Below are 18,597 nucleotides of genomic sequence, written 5' to 3' on the forward strand. Positions count from 1 at the left end.
TTACCATTATTTTGAGCCGTTGCACCCGGAGTCTAATATCAATGTGAAGTTGCCTGTGTGTAAATGCCATTATTGATATTGAACAGTTGTTCCACATGCATATCGCTTGTAAGCGTAGTGCCTGAAAGGGTGTTCAATAAAAGATGCTTGAATTTACCTGTACCCGATAATGTTTGATTGGCGTTATCATCCATATCCCAAAATCCCAATCCTATATAACCATTGTTAATTACCTCTGGTCCATAGTAATTTACCTGACCACTACCATCTATGGAGGCTCCGGTATTTACATGCCAGGTGCCTAATAAACCGGCACCACCCATAAAGGTAACATCAACACCGGGACCATCGTTTACAGTTACCGTTACATTGTTGGTGCTGAGAGAGCCACCATTTTCTACTACCAATTCATCTATAGTAAGGTTGCTAAGTACAAATATGGTGTGGCCGCTTCTGATGGTAATGGTGCTATCCAACACTGAAGGTGGTTGCGCTGCAGGCACCCATGCAATACCGTCATAAGTTTCCCAATTGTTTACATCAGGCCAAATACCCGATTGCACTGTGCGATATTCATTTGTTGGCGCTACTATTTGCCCCACCTGAAAGCCACTGAATGTTGTAAATTTTTGAGAAACAATATTTGTATCTGTAGTTGCATTGGCTCCAATATCTTGCCATACAGAGTCGTTAAATTTTCGAATAGTAAGTTGATTAATATTTATACCGGCATCTACATCTGCGATATCCCATTCTAAAAACACTTCTGCGCTATCAAATTCTACATCATTGTTTTGTATGTCCCAATTTCTGTTGACAGTTTTAGTAGGGTTGAAGCCACTTGTAGCTAATTCAAAATGGTCGGCCGATTCTTGAGTTGCCACTAAGTTGCCTGCAACTATTACATTATCAAAATGAGCTGAATTGGGCGCATACCTTGTGCTATCACCCATGTGAAAGACAGCATTTATGTTGGTCCCTAATGGAATATTTTTTTGTATTGTGCCTATTACCCAATTGTTTTGTATGTCTAAATTATTCACCACACAAAAGGAGTCTAATATGAGTTTGCCATTGGTAGTTGTAAAAATTTTACCCTGATATAATTTTAACTCATCAAGTATTGTAATTATTCCATTCACATCCAAATTAAACGTATTAGATAAACCCATAAATGTGATGATGCCATTGCCCTCCAAATACTGCTTTGTATCTCCCGAAAAATCAAAAGAATTGCAATTTAACACACCCATATTGACAAGAGTATCTCCATCAAAATCAATGGTACCAAAGAGTGTAGTGCCGGCATTGACAATTATTTTTCCAGCAAGCGTAGTACTGCCTTGCAAATTAAATGCGCCTTGATTTAATGATAAGGTTCCTTGATTTTCAAAAATAACATCGGGTTGTTTTATAATATCAAAATTGGTTTCAACATTGCAAACAGCATTTGGGAATGTTTTTATCAAATTACCTACTCCAGTAGTTGCGATAAAGCCTGAGGGCATTTCAATAGTTAAGTTGCCATAATTTGAAATCACATTCGAATCACCAAGCATATCTATATTTGAAGCATCTTGTAAAGTGAGGTTACCGTAATTGTTGATATGCACTTTATTATTTAAAGAAAATGAGCTGCCACCCGGACTGACTAAATAGGTAGAATTTTGTTCAATAGTTAATTCTCCAGGGCCTGCTATTGCGCAAGGGCTACATTCACCTGTACCTTGAGATTTTATTTTTACAACCGCAGCAGCTGCCATGTTCAATCCGGCATCATTTGTCTTTAATTGGCCAAAACAAGTAATATCATCACCCACGCCATCAATCACATTTACAGTAGATTCTGAAAAATTTAGCTCGGAATTTTTTGTAATAATTACCTGATCGATATTATACACACCTGAACTTGTATGAACCGTACCAAAAATTACAATGCTATTCGCATTGGCAGCATTAGGTGCAACTGTGGCACTAACCCAATTAGTACCATCAAATCGTTGCCAATTGCTAAGGTCATTCCAATTACCAAAAAAATTGCTTTTGTAATCGTTAACTTGACTAAAGTTATATATGTTTATTGAATAAGTACCTGTGCCAAAACAAAATTCCGCATCTTGAAGAGAGAATTCATAAATTCCTGCAGCAAAATCAACGGTAGTATCGGTTCCCCATACCTCGAAACTATTGTCACTGTATAGAATCGTGTAAGGTGGAGTGCCTCCGGCCATGGTGAATTGTATTGCAGAACCTTCTCCATAAGGTACGGTATCATTGCCTATTAGCGTGGCTGTAAATACAACTGAATCCTGTGCTACGCTATATGCTTGAAATCCCAATGCACTTTTACAACCAGATGAATCACTTGCAATAGCGAGATAGTGGTCTGCATATAAACTGGTAAATTCTCCAATATTATTGCTGTCTGCATACCACCCTCCTACATTATATAAATAAAAATCAAAAGGAGCTGTGCCACCACTATCAACAAATAATATTATTTGCCCATCATTTGCTCCGCAATCAGTTGCATTGCTCACAAAGCCACTTATATATATGTTGGGCTTGGGTGTAACTGTAACGGTATACGTTGCAAATGGGCCGTTGGCACAAACACCTTCGCCACGAACATAAAACGTAACGTTTACATTGGACACTACTTGATGAGTAAGACCTGTGTCAATAGGCGCTGCGTTGGTATCGGTGTACCAATACCAATCAGTATTATTAAAAATATTACCTGAAGTAACTTCTATTGTAACTGTATCATTGGCACAAACAGTAGGTGGTCCAACAATTATAGGCTGCTCAGCCGAAAGGCATGTTGTATCTAAAAGGGCAAACCATAAATCTGAACCTCCATTATTTCCAGCTACTTGATAGTTGTTTGAGTTGGTAATTCCGTTTATTGCAATTCGGCCACTTGGCAGTTCAATTACACTTGATGAGAAATCATCATCAGTTCCACCATATTGTTTTTCCCAAATTACAGTTGCAGATGTGTTGAGCTTTTTAACCATTACATCTAAAACATTTTGCGGAATTTGATTTTGATAATAAGTTGCTGCCAATAGGTATCCCCCTGTTGTGGGAATTAACTGGCTACCGCGCAATCCTTCAAACAACTTAATAAAACTAATACTGCCTGCACTACTCAGTTTTGAAACCCAAATATTGCCGGTTCCTGTTGCCGATGTCAAATCACCATCAGTCGAACTCACATTGCCGGTAAAAATATAGGAGCTATCAGCATTCTGTAATATGTTGAAGCAATATTCGGAACTTGTGCCACCAATTACCTTCTGCCACTGTAAAGTATTGGTCGTGCTTATTTTTATTATCCAAGCATCTTCTAAATTAAAAGACCCCGAAACATCTCCATTATTAAAACTATTGGCATAGCCTCCAACAATATAACCACCATCAAAAGTTTGCTTAATACTGTAAGGCTGTTCTGTTGCGATACCCCCATAGCATTTTTGTGATAAAATAGTTCCTACAAGATTAATTTTTACTACCCAATAATCAGAAAAATTTACAGCATGATTGCCTGACACATCACCATTATTAGATTGCGTGGAGGCACAAAAAGCATATCCTCCGGCAACCTCAATAATGTCATTTCCAAAATCCGGCCTGGTTCCACCAAAGGCTTTTTGCCATGTGATGGCACCAGCAGCTGTAAATTTCACAACCCACACATCGCCCACTGGTGGCCCATGCACACCCGATACATCGCCATCGTTTGAATTACTGTATCCTATGGCAATATAACCGCCATCAACTGTTTGTTTTACCGATGAAAAGTCATCATCGTTTGAACCTCCGCATGCACGCTGCCATTGTATTATGCCTAATGAATCATGCTTTACAATCCAAGCATCGCGTCCACCATGATAGCCAGTTATATCACCTGTGTTATTTGAACTGGTGCTGCCAACTTGTACAAAACCTCCATCGGAGGTAAGCACCATATTGTTGCCATATGTATTTATTGTGCTTTCGGAACTATCACCTCCGAAACATTTTTGAAATTGAAGCTTGTTGGGCTGGCTAAATGCACAAATACTTGCAAGAAGTATGATGCTTGAGATTACTAAATTTTTTAATTTCATTTCTTATGGATTAGTTTAATTTTTTAATAATTTATTTTTCAAAGTTTAAGGGGCAAAACTATTTCTCTGTTTTTTTAAAAATATTTACCGCGCAAATACATTTACAAATAATTTAATATGGTATTTAGTTCTTTTTCAATTCTGAATTTAACTTGGCCATTATTTTTTTACGGACCAAAACATATACAGGTTTTATTCTCTTTCAATTTTAATTCTAGTTCTTCTATATCGCGGTGTAAAAATATACATACGTTTACATCATTCAATTGGCGAATCGGTTTTTACACTCCAAAATCACTATATTTGGTGATACACCTTCAATGATAATTTTGATGCCATATTAAATTTTTATTAGTATCAGGTTTAGTTTCACTCTCAGGTGTTCAAAATGACAAAGAAAATTAAAAAGCGATTATTCAATAATCCTTAGCAAGGATGCGAATTTATTTCCAAATACGCAATATAAAGTCATTGTTATTAATGATTTTTAGGCTGGTAGATTTTATCTTTTGTTTTTATAGATAAAGAGAGCACTTTGCCAACGTAAATGCCATTATTGCCATAACAGTAGGCTGTTCAAATAGGAATAAACTAGCACTTTACGATTTCACCTTTGAAAGTTGAAATCAGCAAAAGTGATTTTTTAATTGTTTATTTTTTTTTGAAAAATTGCTGGTCCGATTAAACAGGCTTTCCCTTTTCGAAATTGTTCAATCAATTAATGTCCCCCTAATGTTTTCTCTTTAATTGATTTACGCAAATGCCAGATAAAAAAATGGTGTCACTATAAAAGGAATTCAAATGCTTAAAGTTCAACAAATGGAGCCGTTCTTAGTGGTATACTTATTTAAAGCAAGTTGAAGGTTACCGATCAAACAAGGGTTTTCCTTATTTTAAAAAACACATGATTACCATCTTTTCTCTGCTTGTGTTTGCGATGCATCTTTTGCATCGTTCAATGACATCAATGATTCGCAAAAAGGAATTTAAAATGAAAAATCAGGATCTCAAAGGATGGTGGCATATGAATTGAAAACGTTACTTAATAGAAAAAAATAAACGAACCATGTTGCTGATTGTAATAATAGTAGTAAACATAATGATGCTGATAGCAGGGTTATGGTTGAATAAAAAGGAAGTCAACGAATTGTAAAATTGAGGTTAAAAGAGAAGGTAGGAACAATTAAGCAGATCTTTGTGCGTAAGACATATAATTAAACTACAAGCTGATAGATAAAAGCAATACCATACGGAAATAAATTCCGGCAACGTGAGCAGTCCTGTAAGATTGCTTGAATTAAAACCGAAGGTCCCGTAAGACTAAGGTAGTAATACAAACGTAACCCCGTAAGGTTTCGATACCATAAAAAGACGCGCCCCGTAAGGCTCGCACACCAAAAGACAAGCCCCGTAAGGCTTGCACACCAAAAAGACGCGCCCCGTAAGGCTCGCACACCAAAAAGACAAGCCCCGTAAGGTTTGAGACCACAAGAGCAACTGCGTAAGATTGCCACCATTATAAAAAGAAACCCCTGTAAGGTTTCGAGATTCTAAAATTCAAATGAGCCCCGTTTTTAACGGGGCTTTGTTTTTAATTTGACTTTTTTATGTTTATGTTTTGGTTGATAAATTCGCAATAGATATTTATAGCTTTATCACAATTGGTTTTTTAGTTCTACTTTTGTTGCAAATATATTCTCAATGTCAGATAAGCGAAGAATTACAATCATAACCATATCGGTAATTGCCGGAACAATGCTTTCATTTTTTATTTTCAAAGGTAAAAAGGGCGTGCTTACTAAAGACGATTATATTACTATGGGAAGCATTATGGCTGTTTCTTTAGCTTTAATAATTGGAATCTCATTTATCCTAAAGAGAGCAGATAAAGAGTTTGGCGATAAGCTATAAACCGAAACAAATTTGTGCACATAAAAAAAGCGCACAAATTTTGTGCGCTTCTATTTTACATTTACTCCCTGATTTTATTTAACCAGTTTCATTTCTTTTATAAGATTTGATGCACCGGCATATTTATCAATCACGAAAAGCACATAGCGTATATCCACATTAATACAACGCTTGTACTTCTCATCAAACTTAATATCGCCACTCATTGCTTCCCAGTTACCATCAAAGGCAAGGCCTATTAATTCGCCCGAAGCATTTACAACTCCGCTTCCGCTATTGCCGCCTGTTATATCATTGTCGGTAATAAAAGCAACTTTCAACTGCCCGTTTTCTCCATATTGACCATAGTCTTTATCTTTCCAAAGTTGATATAGTTTGTCAGGAACAATAAACTCTTTTCGTTGCTGTTGTCCATTTTTTCAATAAGACCATCAAGTGTTGTAAATGGAGAATATTTTACTGCATCCATAGGGTCGTAGGTTATTATCTTGCCGTAGGTAAGGCGCATGGTGCTATTTGCATCAGAGAAAACTTTTTTTTCGGGGTTCATTTCGCGTAAACCAGCCACCCAGCTGCGATAGCCGCCATTCAATTTGTTGTTGATAGCCATAGAAGCAGGGCGTATTTTAAGCATCATGTGGTTCATAATTTCAGATGAGAGCTTGTAGGCAGGATCTTTTTTTAGTTTTTTAGAAGATGGACTTTCCAAAAATGCCATTACTTTATCTTCATTATCAAAAATAGACTTTTCAAAAATCTCTTCAGCAATTTCATCGAAGTCACCTTTTTCCTTTTCTACCAATGCTGTAAAACCGGCCGGCAGCTGATCTTTGGGCACATCATCGTAGTACATTTTCATTAACCCCGCCCACAATTTTTGATCTAACGCTGCATTGTAGTCTTTAAAATAGTCTTTTGCTCCTTCTTTAAGACCATCTACTACTTTCTTAATATCTTCCGGCTTCGATTCTTTATTGTCAAGCACTTTTTCGAGCGAGCTAAACGAATAGGAATACGTAGTAATTTCTGAACCTTGCAATACAGCTTCGCGCAGGTAGGTGCTATTTAGGTTTATAGCACGTTGGTCGTTATAAGCCGCATTGATTGATGGTATAGCATTGCCATATTTTTGTTTTCGGGTTGCATCGGCACTATACCAGGATGCAAACTGTTTTTCCTGTTCCAGTTTCTGATCAAATACTCGCATGCGCTTTAATTGTTTGGTTTGCCCAATAAAATATTTCCAATAATTGCTTGATTGCTTGTACTTACTTGCATATTGAATTGCCACCTTTTTATCTTTATTCATTCCATCTTTTATGATATCTAATTTTTCGGTTCTGATTTTTACAATGGCAGGGTTTACCTGATCAACAGCAACCGCAACACCTTCCGAAGTAAGGTAACGATCGGTACGACCGGGATATCCAAGTATCATACTAAAATCGCCCTCTTTAATTCCTGAAATATTTACCGGTAAAAAATGTTTGGGTTTGTAAGGCACATTGTCTTTGCTGTATTTGGCAGGCTTTCCATCTTTGTCGCAATAAATGCGGAAAATACTGAAGTCGCCTGTATGACGAGGCCACATCCAGTTGTCGGTATCGCCACCAAACTCGCCAATACTGCGAGGTGGGGCTCCTACTAAGCGCACGTCTTCAAACTTTTCATAGATAAACAAATAATACTCGTTATCTTTATAAAAGCTGCGTACATCCGCTTCATACCAGGTATCCTTGGTAGCTTCTTTCTTTATGGCTTCATAAATTTTTGGCAATGCGGCTGTCCGTTGAGCTTCGGTCATGGTGTCGCTTAGTTGTTCTTTTACTTTGGAAGTAACATCTTCCATACGTACCAGAAAACGAACCCACAGGCCTTCATTAGGCAGTTCATCTTCCTTTTTCATAGCCCAAAAACCATTGGTGATGTAGTCGTTTTCCACTGTGCTATGATCCTGTATGGCACCAAAGCCACAATGATGATTGGTTAGCAATAAACCCTGATCCGAAATTAATTCACTGGTACAAAATCCACCCAGGTGACAAATAGCATCCTTAAGCGATGAATTGTTGATGCTGTATATTTGATCAGCCGTCAACTTGCATCCTTTGGCCTGCATGTCGGCCTCATTCAGATTTTTTAAAAACGATAATACCCACATCCCTTCGTCTGCGCGTACCATGGTGGCGGTGCTAAAAATTGCAACTAGTAGCAATGCCCATACTTTTTTGTAGAAACACATCATTTGAATAAAATTTATTTATTGTTTAAAGGATTGCAAACGTACTTTATTTTCTGAAAGTGTAAAATCTGTCCTTGTTAACATATGGCTAATTATGGATTGCGCAAAGCCTGTTTGCATTGTTTAATACATTAATTGCCAAGGGTTTCGAAATCTCATTATTGCAAAAAAAAAGCAGCGCAACATTTTGTTGCGCTGCCCCTTAAAAATATTTTTACTCAAATTAATAAACCTGAAGCCAAACCTCATAGGTGTAGGTAATGGCTTTCTTTTCATTAACTCCAATGTTTATATCCCACTTAATTTCAGAATTTGGATTTAATGCTCCCTGATATCCGCTGCGTACTTTTGTTATTTTCCCTCCATCGCTTGCGGTAACTTTGCCTTGCACTCTTATCCAGGTTTAAGGTAATCTTTTATCCTGAAAATTGGCAACATTAATGGTGCCCTTTAAAATCACTTTCGTATATACCGTTTTGTTTATTCGCTTGGCATTTTCTTCGCGCGATACTTCTTCTTCCGTATTCTTTAATTCAACATCAATTGCTTTAGAAAGTTTTACTCTGGCTTCGCTGCCAACTGGTGTACGAAATTTCGTCCTGCGCCAATGGGTCTTCTAACTGACTAACTACAAATATCGGTGCGGTAGTAATAGGGGCGGGAGTGCTGTTTTTAAACTTTACCGAATGATAAACTTCAAACTTTTGGTTAGGATCATTGTAAATGTTGCGCGTGTTGCAATAATTTACATGGTCATATAACCTGGCATCATAAATATCCTGGTAATCCACATTTTGCGAAGCAAGATAAATAATGCTTTTTGAGTTTTTTGGTAAGTCAATATTTCCGGTGCGGTAAAAATAGAGATCGCTGTTTTCTCGCCTTCGGTACTATATGCTTCCCCACCACCAACAACACTGGCATCGGCTTCTGCAACCATGCCTTTAGCAGCCATAGCAGGCGCGGCATTTTGAAACATATAATTGTTTGCGTTACCATATTGAGGTTGGTATACATTGGTGAGATAATTATTGGTAAGCGGATCGAGTGCAAGGCCATAGCGCATTTGCGGGCTGCCAACTACTAAGTTTACATCGGCATCTTTAATTTCTTCCGAAAAATTTTCAATCAGAGCCTTCATTTCAAGACGCGCCTCTTTTATCGTTTATCAGTTTCAATACATACTGAGGTTGCCAGTTCATTCCTTTGCATGGCCATGTAATTTACTTTCGTGTCGTTATTTTTTGTTAGTGATACCCGCATCATTCGATATACGCTATCAGCGCTGAATTTCTCACTTGTAATATCGCTGGTTACTTCAATCAGGTTAGTGGCGGTTGCAAAGGTTATTTTGTTATCGCCTCCCTTCAATTTGACAGCCCCTGTAGTTTGGTTAAACGACATCAATTGTCCGCTTATTTCGCGTATTGGCATCTCCTTACTATGCATATAGCGTAAGGTTACATTTTTACCTATACTGGCTTTAAGCATGTCGCTGGTACTTTCAATGATAGCGCTTTTCTTTACGGTATCATCACGCAGCGAAATCATTTTTACACGATTGTCATTACCTGCGTTTATCCAAAAGGTGCCCATGAGTGCGCGCTCTGGAATATCCATCAGGAATTGGTTGTTTTTTACTTTAACTTCTCCTTCCTTGAGCATAAAGTAGCTGCCATTTTTAAAAATGGAAATTTTAGTGGTTTTTAATTGTGCCATAGTTAACTGGTTTAAAAGAGCAAAGACCCCAACAAACAGAATTTTTTTCATTTCGATATATTTTTTAAATCTGAGAGTACGATGCAAGTATATGCACATTTCACAACCAACGGTAAATAGTTTGAAATAAAGATAGCCAATATCATAGTAACTTCAGCATAAAGCCATTTTATAGGACAATAAACTGTAAAGACAGGCATGTGCTAACTTTTTGAAAAAAAAATTTTGTAGGAATAAAAAATAATTATTTTTGCAGCCCGATTTAGAAAATAGTTCTTGTCGTTTCAAGCGGAAGTAGCTCATTTGGTAGAGCGCGACCTTGCTAAGGTCGAAGGTGGCTGGTCCTGAGCCCGGTCTTCCGCTCCACTTCAAAAGTTATTAGCTTGCCTAATAACTTTTTTTGTTTCCATAAAGGCATTTGCCTGGGTGGTGGAATTGGTAGACACGCAGGACTTAAAATCCTGTGACCTCAACAGTCGTGCGGGTTCAAGTCCCGCCCCGGGTACTAGCGAAAGCGAGCAGCAATGCTCGCTTTTTTAATTTCAGCAAACAAGTGAATGTGGCTGGAAAATTTAGCAGTTTGTAAATATAGTTTTTGAGATAGAAAATTGCAACCATGAACTGAAACGGAATCAGGCTCTGCTGAGGTGCAACCTGCCAGGGATAAGTTCATGCCGATGGAATATGCTTTTTGCTAATAAAACACTAGAGCTGAATTTATATTAATGCGTTCTATTGTTATTGAATAATGCACCTAACAAACCAATCATGCCAGTATTTTTAAGCGTATATAGTTTACAGTAAAAAATAAAGCACAAACAAGAAATCATCTTTTGCAAATAGCAAAAGCATATTTAGCTTCAACTTAGCACTAGCTGTAATTTGCTGTTATGTTGCAAGGTGACTTTTTTTATCTGGTGATGTACGTTGGCCAGGTGGAGTCTTTAATATGATTGAAACAACATAAACCTATAAAAACAATACACGTAGTCACGTACCCGATTTAAAAATCGATATGACCTCAACAGCCGTGACGTCCAATTGATTTGCTTTTAGCATGTTTTACAATTGCTGTTATTTTTGATACTAAGCCTAGTTTTTAGCCGTTTTATTAAACAAAGTTTTATTACCGAGTCAATTGTACGCAAGGTATTTAGTTCTAAAAAACTTTGGCAATAGTGAATTGTTATGTAACATTGCAAGGCAAAATTTATTAAAATTTTTCGGTTATGAAAATTACGTTGAAAGTATGGAGACAGCGAACTGCAGGTAGTCAGGGAAATTTTGAAACATATCAGGTAGAGAATGTTAGTGCGGATATGTCGTTTCTCGAAATGCTCGATGTACCAATGAAATGCTGATAAAGCAAGGTAAAGATCCTATTGCATTTGATCACGATTGTCGTGAGGGTATATGCGGTATGTGTGGCCCTAATGATAAATGGTCGTGCACATGGTCCGTTAAAGGGGAGTTACTGCTTGTCAGTTGCATATGCGTTCGTTTAAAGATGGCGATTCGCTTACCATAGAACCATGGCGTGCAACATCATTCCCTGTAATTAAGGATTTGGTGGTAGATCGCAGTGCGTTCGACCGCATTCAGCAAGCAGGGGGCTACATCTCGGTAAATACCGGTTCGGTGCCGGATGCTAATGCTATTCCGGTGTCAAAAGAAAATGCCGACCTCGCTTTTAGCGCAGCAGAGTGTATCGGTTGTGGTGCATGTGTTGCCGCTTGCAAAAACTCTTCGGCCATGTTGTTTGTGAGCGCAAAAGTTTCGCAATATTCCTTGCTGCCGCAAGGACAGCCAGAGCGACACGAACGTGTGATTAGCATGGTTGAAACCATGGATGCCGAAGGATTTGGCAATTGTACTAATACCGAAGCATGCGAGCCAGATGCCCCAAACAAATTTCGGTAACTAATATTGCACGACTAAATCGGGATTACCTAAAAGCCAAGTTGGTAAGTTAATTTTCTTTTTTCAATGCGAATTCTCTATGCTATTCTGTTTGTAATGTTGGGCTTTCAATCGTTGGCCCAGTTTACAACTATACCATGCAAGGACACGCTCCAAATAGACAATCCCTTTTACTTGTGTAATTGTCCCGAGTATGATCCCGTATGTGGATGTGATGGAAAAACATATCGTAACCCCAAAATAGCACTCTTTGCTTATCACCTAAGCAACTATGTTGATGGACCTTGCGAGCCATACGATTTTGATTTGCTTCCTAATATCACCATTGATGAACTGCGCTTGGAGATTGTGGTAAAAAATCCCTCGCAGGTATTAGTGGTTATTAATGATTTGTTTGGCCATCAGATGTATGGCGATTATTTTGGAGTAACCGACAGGTATGTGGCAACCTTACAAACCGGCCCATGGCAATATGGCTTTTATACAGTGACTGTATATCTCATTGATAGTAATGTGGCTGCCAGGCAAGCTATTAAAACCAAGAAATTTATAAAAGCAAAATATTAGCAGTAATTATTTTAACCCTTTTTTCCGCTCCAGGTCAATATCCACTTGCTCCTTAATTCTGATAGGTACCAACTCTTCTTCCACATTCGAAATTTCGAGGCCAAAATCTTCGGCAGTAGATAAACTGATGGTTTTAATTATACGATATCCCTTTACTATAAATAAATCGAAGGGTGTAAGGTCGTCATCTATGGCAACACGTGTATTTAGTAAAATAAATTTAAAATCGGCCGGCATATTATGCTTGCGCAACGAAGGGTAGTGTGACAGCTCATCCACCTCCCCGTTTTCTACCATCTCGTTTACAATTTTATTAAACATCAGGTTTACCTTGTGTTCAACTTTAAATCCGAAATTAAGTTGTACAAAAAAACATCGTTGTGGTATAATGGTAGCGACCGAGTAATTTGCACCATAGGGCTCATTGGTAATATTAACATGCACAAACCAATAGATATCGGCACGTTTTGGCCGTTTACGAAATATGGAATAAATAATGTTTGAGTCGATTTGATTTTTATTGTCGGTCATACTTAAATACACCAAATTGGTAGCCTCTTTGGGAATGCTATCATCATTCATCAGGTCTTTAAGGGGTTGTATATAATCTTCAATGCTGACGAAATCCGTATGCTTTTTGCGAAGTTTACGTGCCTCGTAAAATATCCACATTACGATAAATAATCCAATTAAAATAAGAAATGTAAACCACCCACCGTGAGAGAATTTATCAAGATTGGAAATGAAAAAAGAAAACTCAATAAACCCAATAAAAAGTGCAAAGCTGAGCAGGGCAATGCGGTTAATCTTTTTAATAACAAACAGGCTTATAAGCAAAGAGGTGGTCATAATCATATCAATGGTTATTGCAAGGCCATAAGCGGCTTCCATGGCCGAGGCTTTTTGAAAAATTAGCACCACCGTAATACAACCGCCAAGCAACACCCAGTTTATAAATGGAATATAAATTTGCCCACGCTGCATGGTTGGATAATTAACTTTCAGATTAGGCAATAATCGTAGTTTCATGGCCTCGTTAACCAGGGTAAAGCAACCGGTAATTATTGCCTGTGAGGCAATGATGGTAGCAAAAGTGGCCAGTACCACACCAAATGGTAAAAACCATTTGGGCATGATATCATAAAATGGTACACCTACAGCACAATCTTGATCAATGCAATTGAGAAGATAGGCCCCTTGCCCAAAATAGTTCAATAGCAGGGCAATCAATACACCCGACCATGCAAGACGAATGTTGTGTTTGCCGCAATGACCCAGGTCGGAGTAAAGTGCCTCGGCACCAGTAGTACATAAAAATACAGCTCCCAAAATCCAGAAACCTGAGGGGTACTCCCAAAGTAAATGTATAGCCCAATAGGGGTTTAACGCGGTAAGCACTTCGGTGTTCTTTACTATTTGCATTACGCCCAATGTGCCAATCATGATAAACCACAAGGTCATGATGGGTCCAAAAAATTGCCCAACTACTTTAGTACCAAATTGCTGAAATAGGAATAGAATAATCAATATAACGATAACGATGGGCACTACCGATACGATGTCAGGGTTTATGATGCGCAAGCCTTCGACAGCCGAACATATAGAAATGGGCGGTGTAATAAATCCATCGGCAATTAAGGCCGCGCAACCTATAATAGCAGGAAATATTACCCATTTGATTTTAAATCTACGTAGCAAAGCATAAAGCGCAAATATTCCACCCTCTCCTTTATTATCATTATTAAGGGTAAGAAAAACATACTTGAATGTGGTAATGCTAATGAGGGTCCAAAAGACACATGAAAGCCCGCCTAATACTAGTTCGCGGCTTAGATCGCGACCGGCAAGTATTGCAGACATTACATAAATCGGTGAAGTTCCAATGTCTCCGAAAATAATGCCTAAGGTAATAAGCACTCCGGCTGCGGTTAACTTGTTTGTACTGAATGACGACATGCCAGAAGGTGCTATTTATCGAATATTAATATTAAAAAGTAATTCTATCTATACAAGGCGGCAAATGTATATGGTATTCATCGAGAATGTTGCTGTAATATTTTACGTTGGCCAAAAACTAATGAACACTAAAAAGGCGCAAATGGTTAACATTTGCGCCCTTATTAAATAAGACTTGTAGGTGGTAATCTACAAAACCTTAACTGTCATTTTCACATCTTTAGTTGGGCGGTCGCCTGGGGCAGTTTGCACCATAGCTATTTTGTCTAATACTTCCAGACCTTCAATAACTTCTCCATATACCGTGTATTCCTGATCAAGGAATGCTGTGCCTCCTAAAGTTTTGTAAGCTTGTTTTTGTTCTTCAGTATATTTAATGCCTTTTTGCTGCTCCATCATACCAATTTCTGCATCGGTCATCGTTTTGCCTTGTACAATATAAAATTGACAGCCACTCGAAGCTTTCTCGGGATTATTTGTGCGTGCTGCACATAACGCGCCTTTTTTATGTATCAGATTTTTGCTAAACTCTGCAGGAATAGTGTAACCAACATCGCCACTGCCAAGCATATCGCTTGGTCCTGCTGTTTTACTTTTAGGGTCACCACCTTGAATCATAAATCCTTTAATTACGCGATGAAACAAGGTTCCATCGTAAAATCCTTCCTTGGCAAGTTTTAAAAAATTGTCACGATGTTTAGGTGTTTCATTGTACAATTTGATTTTGATTTTACCGTAGTCTGTAGTTAATTCTACAATCGGTTCTGTGGATTTTTTTTGTGCTTCGGCATCTACCATACTCATAGCTAACATTAAGGTTAAAAGTTTAAAAATTCTATATTTCATTTTTTAATTATTTAGGGCGGCAATGATAGTTAATATTTTAAGGCTTGTTCTTTATATTCGATGAATTTTTCTACTTTTATCGCTTAAATTATTTATCAAGATGAAATCGCTTGCAAACATTTTAATGGCTATGCTGCTTGTTGCGGCAAGTGTAGCAATTACCGCCTGCAAAAAAACAACACCTGCCGAATGCGAAATTACCATAACCGACTCTATCAACCGTCCGGTACAAGGGGTAATTGTTGTGCTTAGGCAAGACAGCGTAATTAACCCAACTACTAATGTAAAGGCAAATATCAAGGACCAGAAAACTTCGGATAGCAATGGAAAAACCTACTTTTCATTTGAGTGGGAAGCAGTGCTAAATATTGAAGCCAGCAAAGGCAACAAAAAGGCCAAGGATTATATTATCCTCAAGCAATCGGATCGGGTTAGTAAAACGGTAGTCTTGCGTTAATTATAGGCTGTAACCCATCTCTTCAAAATATTGTATCACGCTATTCTTTAACAGCACATCCTGCTCCTTAAGACTTAATTTGGGTAATTGCTTTAGCAATTTCCAATGTGGCCATCCCTCACCATCAGCACCCTCTAGTTCATAATATCCATAATAGCTCATGAGCTTGCATGTAGCAATATGCATCAGATCTTGTTTTTGGTCTTTTGTATATTTCTTGTAACCTATTCCTAACTCCTGCACACCAATCAAAAAAATTATTCCTTGTAGGTCGAGGTCGCTGTCAAATTGTTTGCAAAGCAAATCAACTAAGCTGTTCCACTTTTCTTTTAATAGTAAAATTTCTTCTTTCTCAAGCATGAAGCAAAGGTATTATTTTGAAATAAAGCATTCATACTATTTGACTGACCACGAAAACTATCGATAGAGATTATCGGTATAAATACCGATGTAAGCAGGATATTCAATGATGATTTGTGATGAATAGCAAATCCTTTCATTATTAATAAATATCAAAATTTTCAGCCATACCCCCATTTTTTAACGGGTGTTTGATAAAAAAAACTACTTTTTTTTGGTTATACCCCCTAAATAATACACCTTCGTGCCCGAAAAAATAAAAAAAATACGAACAATGGCTACACTACGCTTTAAAGCATTGGATTTAAGTAATGCCCGCACTCCACAGGCAGTAACTATTCCTACCGAGAAAATATCTGAATATTTTGCATGTAATGTTTTTAATAAGGACATAATGCATAAGTACCTTTCTAAGGAGATAAGTAATCAAATGATGGCCACTATTGATACGGGTCATACAATAGATCGTAAAGTTGCAGAGCAGGTAGCTACCGGAATGAAAACCTGGGCCATGAGCCGTGGGGCTACACATTATACTCACTGGTTTCAGCCGCTCACAGGAAGCACTGCCGAAAAACATGATTCTTTTTTTGAGTTGAATGATGGGCGCCCTATTGAGAATTTTAGCAGCAGCGCCCTTGTGCAGCAAGAGCCTGATGCATCAAGTTTTCCAAGCGGAGGTATTCGCAACACCTTTGAAGCACGTGGTTATACAGCATGGGATCCCTCATCTCCTGCATTTATTATGGAGAGTGCAGCCGGCAAAACGCTATGCATTCCCACTATATTTGTTTCGTACACAGGCGAAACTCTTGATTATAAAGCGCCATTGCTTAAAGCCCTTCATGTATTGGATAAAGCAGCAGTAGATGTATGTCAGTATTTTGATAAAAACGTAACCCGTGTAAATGCAACCCTGGGAATAGAGCAGGAATATTTTTTAATTGACACGGCCATGTTTAATGCTCGTCCCGACTTGCAAACATGCGGGCGTACCTTATTTGGCGATTCGCCTGCCAAAGGACAGCAAATGGAAGACCATTACTTTGGAAGTATATCTGAACGTGTTTATGCATTTATGGTTGAGTTTGAAACCGAAGCTTTCAAATTAGGAATACCACTCAAAACACGTCATAACGAAGTTGCACCAACTCAATTTGAATGTGCCCCGGTATTTGAAGAAATAAACCTAGCGGTTGACCATAATCAGTTACTAATGGACCTGATGGATAAAGTGGCGCAACATCACAACTTCAAAGTACTCTTACACGAAAAACCATACGCTGGAATTAATGGCAGTGGTAAGCACAATAATTGGAGCCTTGGCACCAACACAGGAAAAAATCTTTTATCACCAGGCGGAAACCCAAAAAGCAATTTACAATTTCTTACATTTTTTATCAATACAATTAAAGCGGTGCACGATCATGCGGACTTGTTGCGTGCAAGTATAGCATCAGCCAGCAACGACCACCGACTGGGTGCCAACGAAGCGCCTCCTGCCATCATGTCCATATTTGTAGGGGCGCAATTGACTGCGGTGCTCAACGATCTTGAGAAAAAAATTACCAAAGCAAAAATGACGCCCGAAGAAAAAACAGATTTAAAACTAGGCATTGGTAAACTTCCCGAAATTTTGCTTGATAATACCGACCGCAACCGTACATCGCCTTTTGCATTTACAGGAAATAAATTTGAATTTCGTGCAGTAGGTTCTTCGGCCAACAGCAGTCATCCAATGATGGTCTTGAATACCATTGTAGCTAACCAATTAATTGATTTTAAGAAAGAAGTTGATGCATTGATGGATAAAGGTGCCGGAAAGGACGAAGCCATTTTAAAAGTACTGCGTGAATTTATAGTTGGTACCAAGCGAATTTTATTTGAAGGCAATGGTTACGGAGATGAGTGGGTGCGCGAAGCAAAAAAATTAGGTCTGTCAAATATAACTACCACCCCGCCTGCATTGGATGCAATGGTTTCTGTAAAATCGTTGGAGTTGTTTGAAAAGCTGAATATATTTTCGCATCGCGAAGCAGAAGCACGTCACGAAATTTTGTTAGAAGATTATACCAAGAAACTGGAGATAGAATCGCGTGTAATGGAAGACTTAAGTTTGAATCAAATATTGCCCGCAGCTATTGCTTACCAAACCAGATTGGCAGAAAATGTTGAAGCCATGCACGATATTGGTTTAAAGGGCACACACACCAAAGCGCAGATTGATATTATAAAGGAAATTGCCATGCGAATAAATGGCATAAAAGATATTACCCAAGCCATGGAGGCCGACAGAACTAAAGCCAACAAAATGGGGAATGTGCGAGCTAAAGCATTAGCATATTGCGACAAAGTGAAAAAGCATTTTCCTGAAATTAGAGAGCATGCCGATAGCCTTGAAAAAATTATTGCTGATGAATTATGGCCGCTGCCTAAATACCGCGAAATGTTGCGCATTAATTAATTAACCTTCAAACTATAATTTATACTTGTCTCATTTCCTG

The 18,597-nt window shown here is 38.2% G+C and carries 12 protein-coding genes, 2 tRNA genes and 2 pseudogenes; 7 read left to right on the top strand and 9 right to left on the bottom strand.

All coding sequences use genetic code 11. The features are described from left to right. Positions 1 to 38 precede the first annotated feature (38 nt). Positions 39 to 4,115 carry a hypothetical protein gene (locus tag IPO27_05120; GenBank protein MBK8845978.1) on the bottom strand — a complete coding sequence of 1,359 codons (4,077 nt, stop codon included), beginning with the start codon at positions 4,113 to 4,115 and terminating at the stop codon, positions 39 to 41. 1,701 nt (positions 4,116 to 5,816) lie between these two features. Between IPO27_05120 and IPO27_05125 the strand changes: the two genes are divergently transcribed. After that, entirely contained in the window at positions 5,817 to 6,026 is a 210-nt protein-coding gene (locus IPO27_05125; GenBank protein ID MBK8845979.1) for a hypothetical protein, read from the top strand. A gap of 74 nt (positions 6,027 to 6,100) precedes the next feature. On the opposite strand, the pseudogene IPO27_05130 reads toward IPO27_05125, so the two are convergent. The 5 genes and pseudogenes from IPO27_05130 to IPO27_05150 form a co-directional block, all read right to left on the bottom strand. Then, positions 6,101 to 8,268: pseudogene (locus IPO27_05130) on the bottom strand (S46 family peptidase). A 223-nt stretch (positions 8,269 to 8,491) separates the two neighbouring features. Next, a complete protein-coding gene (locus tag IPO27_05135; GenBank protein MBK8845980.1) occupies positions 8,492 to 8,659 on the bottom strand; it encodes a hypothetical protein in 168 nt (55 codons plus the stop codon). 157 nt (positions 8,660 to 8,816) lie between these two features. After that, positions 8,817 to 9,059: a hypothetical protein gene (locus tag IPO27_05140; GenBank protein MBK8845981.1), complete on the bottom strand. Its 243-nt coding sequence runs from the start codon at positions 9,057 to 9,059 to the stop codon at positions 8,817 to 8,819. After that, on the bottom strand, positions 9,014 to 9,409 hold the full coding sequence (locus IPO27_05145) for a hypothetical protein (GenBank protein MBK8845982.1): 396 nt from the start codon (positions 9,407 to 9,409) through the stop codon (positions 9,014 to 9,016). Before IPO27_05145 ends, IPO27_05140 begins: the two co-directional genes overlap by 46 nt. A gap of 17 nt (positions 9,410 to 9,426) precedes the next feature. Continuing rightward, positions 9,427 to 9,987, bottom strand: coding sequence for a hypothetical protein (locus IPO27_05150; GenBank protein MBK8845983.1), 561 nt, complete (start codon positions 9,985 to 9,987; stop codon positions 9,427 to 9,429). 288 nt (positions 9,988 to 10,275) lie between these two features. On the opposite strand from IPO27_05150, the gene IPO27_05155 reads away from it, so the two are divergent. The 4 genes and pseudogenes from IPO27_05155 to IPO27_05170 all read left to right on the top strand — a co-directional run bounded on the left by IPO27_05155 (position 10,276) and on the right by IPO27_05170 (position 12,474). Continuing rightward, positions 10,276 to 10,353, top strand: a tRNA-Ser gene (locus IPO27_05155). Between the two features lie 54 nt (positions 10,354 to 10,407). After that, positions 10,408 to 10,492: transfer RNA gene (locus tag IPO27_05160), tRNA-Leu, on the top strand. A gap of 724 nt (positions 10,493 to 11,216) precedes the next feature. Continuing rightward, a pseudogene (locus tag IPO27_05165) lies at positions 11,217 to 11,960 on the top strand (succinate dehydrogenase/fumarate reductase iron-sulfur subunit). 13 nt (positions 11,961 to 11,973) lie between these two features. Then, positions 11,974 to 12,474, top strand: a complete 501-nt coding sequence (locus tag IPO27_05170; GenBank protein ID MBK8845984.1) for a hypothetical protein — start codon at positions 11,974 to 11,976, stop codon at positions 12,472 to 12,474. Between the two features lie 6 nt (positions 12,475 to 12,480). On the opposite strand, the gene IPO27_05175 is transcribed toward IPO27_05170, so the two are convergent. Next, a complete protein-coding gene (locus IPO27_05175; GenBank protein MBK8845985.1) occupies positions 12,481 to 14,430 on the bottom strand; it encodes a KUP/HAK/KT family potassium transporter in 1,950 nt (649 codons plus the stop codon). A gap of 189 nt (positions 14,431 to 14,619) precedes the next feature. Then, the gene (locus tag IPO27_05180; GenBank protein ID MBK8845986.1) at positions 14,620 to 15,276 is read right to left on the bottom strand and encodes a peptidylprolyl isomerase; all 657 of its coding nucleotides are present in this window, start codon (positions 15,274 to 15,276) and stop codon (positions 14,620 to 14,622) included. A 100-nt stretch (positions 15,277 to 15,376) separates the two neighbouring features. Between IPO27_05180 and IPO27_05185 the strand changes: the two genes are divergently transcribed. Further along, complete coding sequence (locus tag IPO27_05185) at positions 15,377 to 15,733, top strand: hypothetical protein (protein ID MBK8845987.1); 357 nt, start codon at positions 15,377 to 15,379, stop codon at positions 15,731 to 15,733. On the opposite strand, the gene IPO27_05190 is transcribed toward IPO27_05185, so the two are convergent. Beyond that, positions 15,734 to 16,093 carry a hypothetical protein gene (locus IPO27_05190; GenBank protein ID MBK8845988.1) on the bottom strand — a complete coding sequence of 120 codons (360 nt, stop codon included), beginning with the start codon at positions 16,091 to 16,093 and terminating at the stop codon, positions 15,734 to 15,736. Positions 16,094 to 16,367: 274 nt separating this feature from the next. Here IPO27_05190 and IPO27_05195 point away from each other — a divergent pair, with 274 nt between their 5' ends. Beyond that, positions 16,368 to 18,557 carry a glutamine synthetase III gene (locus tag IPO27_05195; protein MBK8845989.1) on the top strand — a complete coding sequence of 730 codons (2,190 nt, stop codon included), beginning with the start codon at positions 16,368 to 16,370 and terminating at the stop codon, positions 18,555 to 18,557. Positions 18,558 to 18,597: the final 40 nt, after the last annotated feature.

It is taken from the genome of Bacteroidota bacterium (assembly GCA_016714535.1).
Taxonomy (GTDB): Bacteria; Bacteroidota; Bacteroidia; order AKYH767-A; family OLB10; genus JADKFV01.